At 72.8% G+C, this 12,496-nt stretch carries 11 protein-coding genes and 1 pseudogene; 10 read left to right on the forward strand and 2 right to left on the reverse strand.

Annotated elements, in window-relative coordinates:
- The first annotated feature begins 4 nt into the window (after positions 1 to 4).
- Positions 5 to 829 carry an oxidoreductase gene (locus ACH4F2_RS14590; protein WP_398133052.1) on the forward strand — a complete coding sequence of 275 codons (825 nt, stop codon included), beginning with the start codon at positions 5 to 7 and terminating at the stop codon, positions 827 to 829.
- 460 nt (positions 830 to 1,289) lie between these two features.
- Here the strand turns inward: ACH4F2_RS14590 and ACH4F2_RS14595 are convergent, their stop codons facing one another.
- Positions 1,290 to 2,135, reverse strand: coding sequence for an HAD family hydrolase (locus tag ACH4F2_RS14595; RefSeq protein WP_398133053.1), 846 nt, complete (start codon positions 2,133 to 2,135; stop codon positions 1,290 to 1,292).
- Between the two features lie 648 nt (positions 2,136 to 2,783).
- Between ACH4F2_RS14595 and ssd the strand changes: the two genes are divergently transcribed.
- The 7 genes and pseudogenes from ssd to ACH4F2_RS14630 form a co-directional block, all read left to right on the forward strand.
- A complete protein-coding gene (ssd, locus tag ACH4F2_RS14600) occupies positions 2,784 to 3,908 on the forward strand; it encodes a septum site-determining protein Ssd (RefSeq protein ID WP_398133054.1) in 1,125 nt (374 codons plus the stop codon).
- A gap of 605 nt (positions 3,909 to 4,513) precedes the next feature.
- Positions 4,514 to 5,683 carry a TadA family conjugal transfer-associated ATPase gene (locus tag ACH4F2_RS14605; RefSeq protein ID WP_398133055.1) on the forward strand — a complete coding sequence of 390 codons (1,170 nt, stop codon included), beginning with the start codon at positions 4,514 to 4,516 and terminating at the stop codon, positions 5,681 to 5,683.
- On the forward strand, positions 5,683 to 6,564 hold the full coding sequence (locus ACH4F2_RS14610; protein ID WP_398133056.1) for a type II secretion system F family protein: 882 nt from the start codon (positions 5,683 to 5,685) through the stop codon (positions 6,562 to 6,564). Before ACH4F2_RS14605 ends, ACH4F2_RS14610 begins: the two co-directional genes overlap by 1 nt.
- On the forward strand, positions 6,561 to 7,370 hold the full coding sequence (locus ACH4F2_RS14615; protein WP_398133057.1) for a type II secretion system F family protein: 810 nt from the start codon (positions 6,561 to 6,563) through the stop codon (positions 7,368 to 7,370). The genes ACH4F2_RS14610 and ACH4F2_RS14615 overlap by 4 nt, the downstream gene beginning before the upstream one ends.
- Positions 7,371 to 7,459: 89 nt before the next feature.
- Complete coding sequence (locus ACH4F2_RS14620) at positions 7,460 to 7,690, forward strand: DUF4244 domain-containing protein (protein WP_398133058.1); 231 nt, start codon at positions 7,460 to 7,462, stop codon at positions 7,688 to 7,690.
- Complete coding sequence (locus ACH4F2_RS14625) at positions 7,677 to 8,105, forward strand: TadE family type IV pilus minor pilin (RefSeq protein ID WP_398133059.1); 429 nt, start codon at positions 7,677 to 7,679, stop codon at positions 8,103 to 8,105. Before ACH4F2_RS14620 ends, ACH4F2_RS14625 begins: the two co-directional genes overlap by 14 nt.
- Positions 8,106 to 8,422: 317 nt before the next feature.
- Positions 8,423 to 8,741: pseudogene (locus tag ACH4F2_RS14630) on the forward strand (Rv3654c family TadE-like protein); the annotation flags it as partial.
- A 90-nt stretch (positions 8,742 to 8,831) separates the two neighbouring features.
- Here ACH4F2_RS14630 and ACH4F2_RS14635 read toward each other — a convergent pair.
- Positions 8,832 to 11,393: a DEAD/DEAH box helicase gene (locus ACH4F2_RS14635; RefSeq protein ID WP_398133060.1), complete on the reverse strand. Its 2,562-nt coding sequence runs from the start codon at positions 11,391 to 11,393 to the stop codon at positions 8,832 to 8,834.
- A gap of 82 nt (positions 11,394 to 11,475) precedes the next feature.
- Between ACH4F2_RS14635 and bldG the strand changes: the two genes are divergently transcribed.
- Together bldG and ACH4F2_RS14645 are read left to right on the forward strand one after the other, a co-directional pair.
- A complete protein-coding gene (gene bldG, locus ACH4F2_RS14640) occupies positions 11,476 to 11,817 on the forward strand; it encodes an anti-sigma factor antagonist BldG (RefSeq protein ID WP_003975386.1) in 342 nt (113 codons plus the stop codon).
- Between the two features lie 108 nt (positions 11,818 to 11,925).
- A complete protein-coding gene (locus ACH4F2_RS14645; protein ID WP_398133061.1) occupies positions 11,926 to 12,354 on the forward strand; it encodes an ATP-binding protein in 429 nt (142 codons plus the stop codon).
- Positions 12,355 to 12,496 lie beyond the last annotated feature (142 nt).

The raw sequence follows: 12,496 nt of genomic DNA on the forward strand, positions 1-12,496 counted from the left end.
ACTCATGAGTACGACAGGCGCGACCGCCGATCCGCTCGCGGCCCTGGGCGCACTGCCCGGCGTGGCCGAGTCCGTGGAGTCCGTGCGCAAGGCCGTGGACCGGGTCTACGGCCACCGGATCATGCGGCGCCGCAGCAGCGAGATCACCTCCGAGGCCGCACTGCGCGGCGCCCGGGGCTCAGCGGCGTTGTCCGGGGCGGACTGGGCACTGGAGGAGGTGCGCAGGCGGACCGACTTCAGCGGTGACGACGAGGCACGTGCCGTGGGCGCGGCCCTGCGGCTGACCGCCGAGGCGGGGCAGCTGCTGTCCGTCTGGCGGCAGTCGCCGCTGAGGGTGCTGGCCCGGCTGCACCTGGTGGCGGCCGCGGCCGGGGCGGACCAGGTGGGCCGGCCCCGCCAGGAGGGCGAGCCGGTGGACGAGCCGCTCGTCGGGCTACCGCTGCCGGACGCCGAGGAGATGCACGGCCGCCTGGACGGCCTGGCCGGGTTGGTCATGGCGGGCGGTTCCGCGCCGGCGTTGGTGACCGCTGCCGTCGTGCACGGTGAGCTGCTGGCACTGCGCCCCTTCACCTCGCACAACGGCCTGGTCGCGCGCGCGGCCGCGCGGATCGTCCTGATCAACAGTGGTCTCGATCCGAAATCGGTCTGTCCCGCCGAGGTCGGCCACGCCGAACTCGGGCGCGCGGCCTACCTGACGGCGCTCGACGGCTACGTCTCCGCGACTCCGGAGGGCATGGCCGCGTGGATCGCCCACTGCGGCAGGGCGGTCGAGCTGGGCGCCCGCGAGTCGACGGCGGTGTGCGAAGCGCTCCAGCGCGGGGCGGCTTGAGCGCGGGCTGAGCCGAGGGCAGCCGAGGGCCAGGGCCCCCGGGAGTCGTCTCGGGTGCGTCGGGTGCGTGGGGTTGCGTCGGGCGTGTCCGGTGGGACGAAAATGCGGCGGTACGAGTGCTCGTACCGCCGCTGGCATGCCCACCGGGGTACCAGGCGTCCTCGATGTGTTGCCCATCAGGTCGGGAACTTTGCCCGTCACCTGGTGCGGCTGGCCCGTAATCGACGGGTCGACGTCGCGTGGGTGCCCGGTGTCCATGCTCGGTCCGTGGGGCCAAATGCGGTTTAAGGCGATCCTTTCGGATGTCCTTGGTCTCGCGGGCCGTTGAGTCCTTTGTACTCCTGGCCCGAGGCAAGCGGAAGTGCACGCCGCACTTCTTTACTTTCACGCTCATACGCGGGTGAAAGAGGCGGTGAGCTCATACGCGGGTGAAAGACGCGGTGAAAGGGTGCCTGGCGGGTCAGGCCGCCGTGGACCGCCGTCGGCTCGCGTACCAGACGAGGCCCGCGGTGGCCGCCGCGGCGCCTACCGCGGCGGCGGCGACGAGCGCCGGGCGCGGCGGTACGGAGAAGCCCCGGATCCGCTGCTTGAGCCGTACCGGACGGTGGAAGTCGAGAATCGGCCACTCGCGCGCGAGAGCCTCGCGGCGCAGGGCCCGGTCCGGATTCACCGCGTGGGGATGGCCGACGGACTCCAGCATCGGCAGGTCGGTCGCCGAATCGCTGTAGGCGTAGCAGCGGGTCAGGTCGTACCCCTCGGACTCGGCCAGCTCCCGGATCGCCTCCGCCTTGGTCGGGCCGTACGCGTAGTACTCCACCTCTCCCGTGAAGCAGCCGTCGTCGCCCACGATCATGCGGGTCGCCACCACCCGGTCCGCACCGAGCAGCTCGCCGATGGGCTCGACGACCTCGGCGCCTGAGGTGGAGACGATCACGACGTCCCGGCCGGCGGTGTGGTGCTCCTCGATCAGGGAGGCGGCCTCGTCGTAGATGATCGGGTCGATCAGGTCGTGCAGGGTCTCGGCGACGAGTTCCTTGACCAACTGGACGTTCCAGCCGCGGCACAGCGCGGAGAGGTACTCGCGCATCCGCTCCATCTGGTCGTGGTCGGCTCCACCCGCGAGGAAGACGAACTGGGCATATGCGGTACGCAGGACAGCCCTGCGGTTGATCAGCCCGCCTTGGTAGAACGACTTGCTGAACGTGAGCGTGCTCGACTTCGCAATGACCGTCTTGTCCAGGTCGAAGAAGGCGGCTGCGCGGGGCATGGAGTGCGGCAAGGAGTGGTTTTCCACGACCCCGAGCATAGGCGCAGCCCATTCGGCGTAAGGTGGGGCGCGTGGGTTTGCCTGAGATGGCTCTCGGGTACACCATGGAAGTCACGGATCGTTCGCGACCGTGCTAACCCGGTCCGACTCCTCCCCCCCCGAGTCGGCCGTGGAGACGACCCCCGCTCTCCCCCCCGGCGGGGGTCGTCGCATGTCCGGGTGGGTTTTTCCTCTCATCATCATGCTTCGAACCGCGTGCTGTGGCGGTGGTGAGAGAGTGTTGTCATGTCCATGACCCATTGCGGAGAGTAGTCGCCGGACTGCTTTCCGGTAGGCAAGGGCGGGGGTCACCGGTTTGTGGCGGCGATATTCACAACCGTCGAGTTGTCCACAGTTTTCGACCAAGATCCACACGATTTCTCGGATCGCTGCACCGTGATTCCCACGCGTCCGGACCGCGCCGAGTTCTAGGGCCGGTTCTGTTTGCAGGACGCGTACGGCCGGGATCGACCGAAGTTCGAGCCGACGGACAAGTCGGTGTTCACGCCGGGCTTTCACGTCGGCCGTTCATGTGGGGACCGGTTGCCGGTTCTTCACACGATTGCGAATCGCGGGGCCGCAAGGGCCGCGCGGGACCACAGATGTCGGGCGCGACCACGGAAGTCGCAGCGAAGGGGGAAGCAAGTCATGACCACAACCATCGTCCACGACCCGCCGCCCGCCGCCGGCGGGCGGCAGAGCGGGCCATTGATTGTCACCGAGGACACCGAGCTCCTCGACGACCTGTTGCGTCTGTGCGCGGCGGCCGGCGCCACGCCGGAGGTGCACCACTCGGTGCCGGCGGTACCCGCTGCCCCCGGACAACGGGGCAGCTGGGAAGCCGCGCCGCTCGTCCTCGTCGGTGACGACGCCGCGCGGCGTGTGCGCGGAGCCGTGCGGAGACGAGGGGTGGTCCTGGTGGGCCGCGACCAGGACGACTCGGGGGTCTGGCAGCGGGCCGTCGAGATCGGCGCCGACCACGTCCTGATGCTGCCCGACGGTGAGCAGTGGCTGGTCGACCGCATCGCCGACGTCGCCGAGGGCGTCGGCCGGCCCGCGATCACCGTCGGCGTCATCGGCGGCCGGGGCGGTGCCGGAGCGTCGACACTGGCCTGCGCGCTCGCCGTCACCTCCGCGCGCGAGGGGATGCGAAGCCTCCTCGTGGACGCCGATCCGCTGGGCGGCGGCCTCGACGTCCTCCTCGGTGGCGAGACGGCCGAAGGGCTGAGGTGGCCCGCGTTCGCGGCCTCGCGAGGACGGGTCGGCAGCGGTGCGCTGGAGGAGTCCCTGCCCGAGCTGCACTCGCTGCGGGTACTCAGTTGGGACCGGGGGGACCGCGTCACGGTGCCGGCCCAGGCCGTACGGGCGGTGCTCGCGGCGGCGCGGCGCAGGGGCGGCACGGTCGTCGTCGACCTGCCGCGCCGGATCGACGACGGTGTCGCCGAAGTCCTCGCCCAGCTCGACGTCGGGCTCCTCCTCGTCCCGGCCGAACTGCGGGCCGTCGCCGCGGCGGACCGGGTGGCCGCGGCGGTCGGCATGGTCCTGCGCGACCTCCGTGTCGTGGTGCGCGGGCCGTACGCCTCCGGACTCGACGACCGCGAGGTGGCCCGGCTGCTCGGACTGCCCCTGGCCGGCGAGGTGCCCGTCGAGTCCGGGCTCCTGCGCGCCACCGAGAGCAGGCGCCCTCCGGGCGCGTCCGCGAGAGGGCCGCTGGCGCGCTTTTGCCGGGAGTTCTGGGAGCGGGCGCTGGTGGAGAAGGACGGGGCGGCATGAGGGCGCAGGCAGGTCTTGAGAGAACGGGTGGCGGTGTGTCGAGCGATGGCGTGTCGAGTGGTGGCGTGCCGGCCGACAGGACCGGAGGCGGGTACGCGGAGCCGACTACCGAGGAGCCCGCGGTCGTGCTGACCACGCGGGTGCCCGGGGGGATGGGCTCCGGCGCGGCATCGGGAGCGGCTGACGAGCGGGTGCCGGGCGGTGTTCCCGCAGGGCGCGGGGGACGGGCCGAGGGAGGGGCGCAGGTGCTGAGCCGTCGGCCTTCCGGGACGAACGTAGGGCTGACGGGGCGGGTGGCCCCGGGCTGGGCTTCACGGACGCGCTCTGAATCGGCTTCCCCGGTGCCCGGAGGGATGGGCTCCGGGCGGTCCTCGGGAACGGACTCCCGGTGGCCCTTGGGAACGGACTCCCAGTGGTTGCCGGGAACGGGCTCCCGGTGGTCCTCGGAACCCGTTTCGGGGGAGTGCTCGGGAACGGCTGCCCTGGGTGCCTCCGCGTCGGCCGGTGGGCGGCTTACGGGGCCGACCGCAGGACGGCCGCCGGCGGCTGCTTCCGGGCGGTCTCCGGCAGCGGCTTCCCCGAGAGTCCCGGCACCCGCTCCCGGAATGCTCGACGGTGTCCGGCGATGGCTCGCCGCGAGTGGGGCCGAGCCGACGCCCGCTCGCGTGGCGCAGGCCCTGCGGGAGCAGGGGCGGGTGCTCGGGGACGCGGAGATCCTCGGCGCCGCCGAGCAGCTGAGGTCGGAGCTCGTCGGCAGCGGGCCACTGGAACCGCTGCTCGCCGACCCCTCGGTGACGGACGTACTGGTGTCCGCCTCGGACCGGGTCTGGGTGGACCGGGGCGGCGGCCTGGAGCTGACGACGGTTTCCTTCCCGGACGCCGGTGCCGTACGGCGGCTCGCGCAGCGCCTCGCCGCAGTCGCCGGACGCCGGCTCGACGACGCCCGGCCGTGGGTGGACGCCCGGTTGCCCGACGGCACCCGGCTGCACGCGGTACTGCCTCCGGTCGCCGTCGGCTGTACGTGCCTGTCGCTACGGGTGGTACGGCCGCGCGCGTTCACGCTCGACGAACTGGTGGTCGCGGGCACCGTGCCGCCCGGCGGTGACCGCGTACTGCGCGCGCTGCTGGGAGCACGGCTGTCCTTCCTGGTCAGCGGCGGTACCGGCAGCGGCAAGACGACCCTGCTGAGTGCGTTGCTGGGACTCGTCGGGCCGGACGAACGCATCGTGCTTGCCGAGGACTCGGCGGAACTGCGGCCGGAGCATCCACACGTGGTCCGCCTGGAGACCAGGCCCGCCAACCAGGAGGCCGCGGGCCTGGTCACCCTGGAGGACCTGGTTCGGCAGGCGCTGCGCATGCGACCGGACATGCTCGTCGTCGGCGAGGTGCGTGGCGCCGAAGTGACCCATTTGCTGGCGGCGCTGAACACCGGTCACAGCGGCTGCGGGACGGTGCACGCCAATGCCGCTGCCGATGTACCGGCCCGGCTGGAGGCACTCGGCACGGCCGCGGGCCTCGATCGGGCGGCCCTGCACAGCCAGCTCGCGGCAGCGCTCTCGGTGGTCCTGCACTTGGTGCGGGACCGAACGGGACGGCGCCGGATCGCCGAGGTGCACGTACTGGAGCGTGACCCGTCGGGGCTGGTGCGGACGGTGCCGGCCCTGCGGTGGGGAGCGGAGGCATTCGTGGCCGAGCGCGGCTGGGAGCGGTTGCGGGAGCTGCTGCGCGCAGGCGGGCTCGAAACACGAGCCGTTGGACGGGAGGCGTACAGGTGATGGGGACGGGTGAGCTGTCGACGGCTGTGGTCCTTGCCTGTCTGGCGGCGGCGGCGTGGCCGGCCGGGAGCGGGTGGCACTCCGGGGTGAGGCGCGCGCGACTGGTGCTCTCCGGAGGCGGAGCGGCCGGGGCCGCCGACATCGGGCCGCCCACGGTGCGCCTGGTGACGGACAGACTGCGGCGCGTCCGAGGTCGGCTGAGGCCCGAGTGGTGGTCGTTGACGGCTGGTCTGGCGCTGGCGGTACTGGGCCACTCGGTGCTGCCGGTCGTCGCGGGTGCGGCCGGTGTGCCCGTGCTGCGGCGGACGCGGCGGGCAGGCTCTGCGCGGAGAGCCCGGGAACGCCGGCAGGACGCGGTGATCGCGTTGTGCGGGGTGCTCGCCGGTGAGGTGCGGGCTGGGCGGCAGCCGGGCGAGGCGCTGCTGGGTGCGGCGCACGACTCCGAAGGACTCGGTGACGCGCAGGCGGCGGTGCTGGCGGCAGCGCGGTTCGGTGGGGACGTTCCGGGGGCGCTCGCGGCGGCGGCGCGGCAATCGGGTGCCGAGGGGCTGCGAGGGCTCGCGGCGTGCTGGCGGGTCGCAGTCGACCAGGGTGCCGGACTCGCGGCCGGGCTCGACCGGCTGGAGAGCGCACTGCGCGCCGAACGTGATCAGCGCGCCGACCTGCGAGCCCAGTTGGCGGGCGCGCGCGCCACAGCGGTGATACTCGCCGGCCTGCCGGTCCTGGGCCTTCTGCTCGGCGTAGCCCTCGGTTCCGACCCGTTGCGCGTGCTGCTGCACAGCGGGGCCGGGCTGGGCTGTCTGCTGGCCGGAGGGGTCCTGGAAGGCCTGGGCGTGTGGTGGGTGTCGCGGATCGTGCGTGGAGCGGAGTCGGGGTCGTGAACGGGGAAGTCGTCCACAGGCTCGGGACCGTGGTGGGGGCGGTGACGGGAACGGTGTTGGTCGCCGGATGGCTGGTGCGCGGGTTCGGAGCCGTGCGGCGGGAGCGGACGGTACGCAGGCGACTTACCGGGTTGCTGGCCCCGGAACCGGCCCGCGCCGTCCCACGGCGAGCCGACGTGCTGGACGCCGTCCGTCGATGGCTGCCACTGGTGGCCACGGTGGGCGCGGGGTGGGCCCTGGTCGAGGGTGTTGCCGGTGTCGTGGTGGGGCTGGCGGGCGCGGCAGGCCTGTGGCGTTGGCGCTCCCGACGGTCGGCCTCCGGGGCGCAAGCGGCGGAGTCCGCAGCCGCGGACGCCGCTCGCCAACTGCCCTTGGCAGCCGACCTGCTGGCGGCCTGCATCGCGGCCGGTGCCGGTCCGGTGGCCGCGGCCCGGGCAGTGGGCGATGCCCTCGGCGGGCCCGTCGGTGACGCGCTGGGGCACGGCGCGGCGGAGGTCCGGCTCGGCGGTGAACCGGGTGGTGCCTGGCGCGGATTGGCCGCGGTGCCGGGCGCCGGTCCGCTGGCGCGGCTGCTGGAACGGGCCGGCGTGTCCGGCCTGCCCGCGGCCGGCCCGGTCGCCCGGCTCGCGGCTCAGGCCCGCGCCGACTGGGCCCGCGCCACGACGGCCCGGGCCCGCCGGGCGGCCGTCATGGTCACCGCACCGGTGGGGCTGTGCTTCCTGCCCGCGTTCATCGCGGTCGGCGTGCTGCCGGTGGTGATCGGCCTCGCGGGCGGGGTGCTGGGAGACGGAGGAGGTGGTGACTGACGAACCGGAGCGGGCGCGCGCCGAGCCCACGAGCGAGTGACCGGCGGACGAGTAAGTGAACAACGGGAACGGACCTTACGGGGGTTGCGATGTATCAGATGTGTCGGGCAGTACGGGTGGTACGGGCAAGGCTGAGCGCCTGGGCGTGCGGAGCAGTACGTGCGGCGCGGCGGGACGCGGGGATGGTCACGTCCGAGTACGCGATGGGGATCGTCGCGGCGGTGGGGTTCGCCGTGGTCCTCTACAAGGTGGTGACGAGCGGTGCAGTCAGCGCGGAGCTGCAGGGCATCGTGAAGCAGGCGCTCGATGCGCGGATGTGAGCGGGCAGCGGGGACGGAGTCCCGCCGAGCATCCGGCAGCGGCTCCGGAAACCACTTCGGCAGTGGCTCGGACAGAGGGTTCGTGACGGCGGAGACGGCCGTGGTGCTGCCGGTGCTGGTGGTGTTCGCGATGGCGCTGGTGTGTGGGCTGCTGGTGGTGGCAGCTCAGATCCAGTGCGTGGACGCGGCACGGACGGGCGCCCGCGCGGCGGCCCGGCAGGATCCGGCCGACGCGGTCGCCGAGGTCACCAGGCAGGCGGCGCCGCGCGGGGCGCGGGTCATGGTCAGCCGGGAGGAGGGCCGGGTCGTCCGCGTGGTTGTGGTGGCCGAGCCGTCGGCGTTGCACGGACTGCCCTTCGAGGTACGGGAGGAGGCCGTGGCTTCGGTGGAGCAGACGGTGGGGGCGGGACCATGAGGGACGACGTCCTACTCGGGTGGGTGGCAGGCCAGGACCGTAGTCCCCTCCCTGGGCCTGGCCTTGAGTTCGGCCCTGGCCCTGGCCCTGGCCCTGGCCTTGGCTCCAGCTCCGGCTGGGGCCCTGGCCTCGGCCCCGGCTCGGCCGCGGGCACCGACCTCGAAGCCGATTCGGGCTCGGGCGTCAGCCCTGGCTCGGGCTCCAGTTCAGGCTCCGGATCGGACCCCGGCCCCGGCGGGGGTTCAGGCGTCGCCTCTGCCTCTGCCTCTGCCTCTGCCTCTGCCTCTGCCTCCGCCTCCGACCAAGGGTCCGCCACTGTGTGGAGCGTCGGCGCCATCGCTGTTCTGTGCCTGGTGTTCGGCATCGTGCTGGCCCTGGGCCAGGCCGTCGTGGTCCGGCACCGCGCGGCCGGCGGTGCCGATCTGGCAGCGCTCGCGGCGGCGGACCACTGGGCACGGGGCGGCACGGCGGCGTGTGCCCGGGCGGACCGGGTCGCGCGTGCCCAGGCGACGCGGCTGGTGCGGTGCGTGCTCACTGGGCAGACCTCGGACGTGACTGCGGTGTCGGGGCGGGGGCCGTTCGCGGCGGAGGTCCGGGCGAGAGCGGGACCGGCTACGGGCGTACCGCCGACCGGAGACGCCCCGACCAGGCTCGCCCCGGCAGGGGACGCGCCGGCAGGGGACGTGCCGGCAGGGGACGCGCCGGCCGAGGGTCCGCCGACGGGGTTCATGGCGGAGATTCCGCCTGCCCCGCTTCCGTACCCGCGGCAGGCCCCCTCTCCGGCTTCGTCCCCGGCTCCACCCTCTGCGCAGTCTTTGACTCCGCACCCCGGCCCACCCCCTGCGCCGCCCCACGCAACAGCACCGTGAGCAGCCGTACGGCCCCCCGCTTGTGCAGCGGCTCGTTGCCGTTGCCGCACTTGGGGGACTGGATGCAGGACGGGCAGCCGGCGTCGCACTCGCAGGAGGCGATGGCCTCCCGGGTGGCCGTGAGCCAGTCGACAGCGGTGTGGAAGGCACGCTCGGCGAAACCCGCGCCGCCCGGATGGCCGTCGTACACGAAGACCGTCGGCAGCAGCGTGTCCGGATGCAGGGGGACCGACACGCCGCCGATGTCCCAGCGGTCGCAGGTCGCGAACAGGGGCAGCATGCCGATCGAGGCGTGCTCGGCGGCGTGCAGGGCCCCGCCGAGGATCTCCGGGTTGATCCGGGCAGCGTCCAACTGGTCCTCGGTGACCGTCCACCACACCGCGCGTGTGCGCAGCGTCCGAGCAGGGAGGTCGAGCTTCGTCTCGCCCAGGACCTCGCCGGTGATGAGGCGCCGGCGCAGGAAGGAGACCACCTGGTTGGTGACCTCGACGGAGCCGTAGCACAGGCGCCCGTCGCCCCAGGGAACCTCGGTGTCGGTCTCCAGGACCGAGATCGCCGTCGTGTCGCGGGCGACCGTCGAGTACGACGGGGTGGCCTGCTCGACCAACGCGACGGAGTCCTCCAGGTCCAGGGATCGGACGAGATACGTGCGGCCCTGGTGGAGGTGGACGGCGCCCTCGTGAACCGTCGTGTGGGCGGCGCCGGCGTCCACCGTGCCCAGCAGCCGGCCCGTGCCGGCCTCGACGACCTGGACCGGACGTCCGCCCTCCCCGCGGATGTCGGTCAGGTCGGCGGCCCGTTCCCGGCGCGTCCAGTGCCAGGCCCGGGTCCGGCGGCGCAGCAGCCGGGCTTCCTCCAACTGGGGGAGCAGTTCCTCGCAGGCGGGGCCGAACAGTGTCAGGTCGTCGTCGGTCAGGGGCAGCTCGGCCGCCGCCGCGCACAGGTGGGGGGCGAGCACGTACGGGTTGTCGGGGTCGAGGACCGTGGACTCCACGGGCTGGTCGAACAGTGCCTCGGGGTGGTGGACGAGGAAGGTGTCCAGCGGATCGTCGCGGGCGACCAGCACCGCGAGGGCCCCCTGCCCGGACCGTCCCGCCCGGCCCGCCTGCTGCCACAGTGATGCCCGGGTACCCGGATAGCCGGCGATCACCACGGCGTCCAGGCCGGAGATGTCGAGGCCGAGTTCGAGGGCGTTGGTCGCCGCGAGGCCGAGGAGTTCACCGGAGTGCAGGGCGCGTTCCAGGGCGCGGCGCTCCTCGGGGAGGTAGCCGCCGCGGTACGCCGCCACGCGCCGGGGCAGCGAGCGGTCGACCTCGGCCAGGCGTTCCTGGGCGATCACCGAGATCAGCTCGGCGCCACGCCGGGAGCGGACGAAGGTGATCGAACGCATGCCCTGCACGGTGAGGTCGGTGAGCAGGTCGGCGGCCTCCGCGGTGGCCGTGCGGCGGACCGGCGCGCCCTTCTCACCCTCCAGCTCGGTGAGCGGCGGCTCCCAGAGGGCGAACACCAGTTCACCGCGCGGTGAGGCGTCGTCGGCGACCTCGACCACCGGCAGTCCGGTGAGTCGGTGGGCCGCCACCGAGGGGTCGGCGGCGGTGGCGGAGGCGAGCAGGAACACGGGCGACGCGCCGTAGCGCGCACACAGCCGGCGCAATCTCCGAAGCACCTGGGCGACATGGGAGCCGAAGACGCCGCGGTAGGTGTGGCACTCGTCGATGACGACGTATTTCAGCGACTTCAGGAAGGAGGACCAGCGGGGGTGGGACGGCAGGATGCCGCGGTGCAGCATGTCCGGGTTGGTCAGCACGTAGGTGCCGTACTGGCGGATCCACTCGCGTTCCTCGAACGGCGTGTCGCCGTCGTAGACCGCGGTTCGCACGGATGTGCCGAGAGGTTGTGAAAGTTCCTTCACGGACCGGCACTGGTCGGCGGCCAGCGCCTTGGTCGGTGCCAGGTACAGGGCGGTGGCGCCACGCCCGTTGGGGGCCTCGGATCCGTCCAGGAGCGTCGACAGCACCGGCACCAGGTACGCCAGGGACTTGCCGGACGCGGTGCCGGTGGCGACGACGACCGAGTCGCCGTCCAGGGCGTGCTCGGCAACGAGTGCCTGGTGGGCCCAGGGGTGTTCGATGCCCGCGGCCCGCACCGCCGCGACGACCTCCGGCCGAATCCGGTCCGGCCAGGCGGCATGACGACCCGCACGCGGGGGCAAGTGCTCCGTATGAGTGATGCGCGTAGCCCGGCTCGGTCCCGCGGCGAGCCGGCCCAGGAGCATGCCCGGATCCGGCCGGGAGCCGTGCTCCGCCGGGGGTCGATCGGATCGGTGATTCTTGGCCATCGGCACCGAGTCTGTCACTGGCGTGACGGACAATGGGACCAAGGCGTCGTGCACGCCTGCCGGTAAGTGATTGAATGCCATCGCGGCTGGCGAACCGTCCTGGGGGCTTCAAGCCGAGGTGTCCCGAGGGACGACCGCTCGATAGCAAGGTGCTGGAGGATCCGTGGACCTGTCCCTGTCGACCCGTACCGTCGGCGATCGTACGGTCGTCGAGGTCGGTGGCGAAATTGACGTATACACCGCGCCCAAGCTGCGAGAGCAGCTGGTCGAGCTCGTGAACGACGGGAGTTTCCACCTCGTCGTCGACATGGAGGGCGTGGACTTCCTCGACTCCACAGGGCTCGGCGTGCTGGTCGGCGGACTGAAGCGCGTGCGTGCCCATGAGGGCTCGCTGCGCCTGGTCTGCAACCAGGAGCGCATTCTCAAGATCTTCCGTATCACCGGCCTCACCAAGGTGTTCCCCATTCACACCTCGGTCGAGGAAGCGGTGGCGGCCACCGACTGACGACCGGTCCCGGGCCCCTGGGGTCCGGGACGGCAGTAGAACAAGCGAGGTCCGGGCTGTCAGCGGCCCGGACCCTCGAAAGCACGCCCGTAGTTCCGAGGGGGATGCATGGCCACCGTCGAACTCCGTTTCAGCGCGCTGCCCGAGCATGTCCGCACCGCCCGTCTGGTGGCGGCGGCGGTGGCACGCAGGGCCGGAGTGGACGAGGCCGTCCTCGACGAGGTCAGGCTCGCCGTCGGCGAGGCCTGCACCCGGGCTGTGGGCCTGCATCAGCACGTCGGCATCACCGCGCCGGTCAAGGTGGCGCTGATCGAGGAGGAGAAGCAGTTCTCCATCGAGGTCGGCGACGAGGCGCCGCACGCGGTACCCGGGGCCGGAAACCCGGGCGCCGTCGACGACGCGGAGGCCGAGGAGGACGAGATGGGTCTCGCTGTCATCAGCGGACTCGTCGACGACGTGGAGGTCACGGCCGGCGAGGACGGCGGACTGATCCGCATGACCTGGCCGACCGCGCCGGCGGTGCTGCCGCCGGTCTGACACCCGCCCCGGTCACCCGCACCGGCCATCAGGCCTCGGTCGCCCGGGGCCTCGCGCAAGACTCACGCGAGTCATCCGAGACACACGCGAGTCACCCGAAGGGCCCTACCTCGTAGGGCCCTTCGTCATGTGCGGAAGACGA

Origin of the sequence: Streptomyces sp. NPDC017890 (genome assembly GCF_044328675.1) — a bacterium.
In the GTDB taxonomy this organism is placed as follows: Bacteria; Actinomycetota; Actinomycetes; order Streptomycetales; family Streptomycetaceae; genus Streptomyces.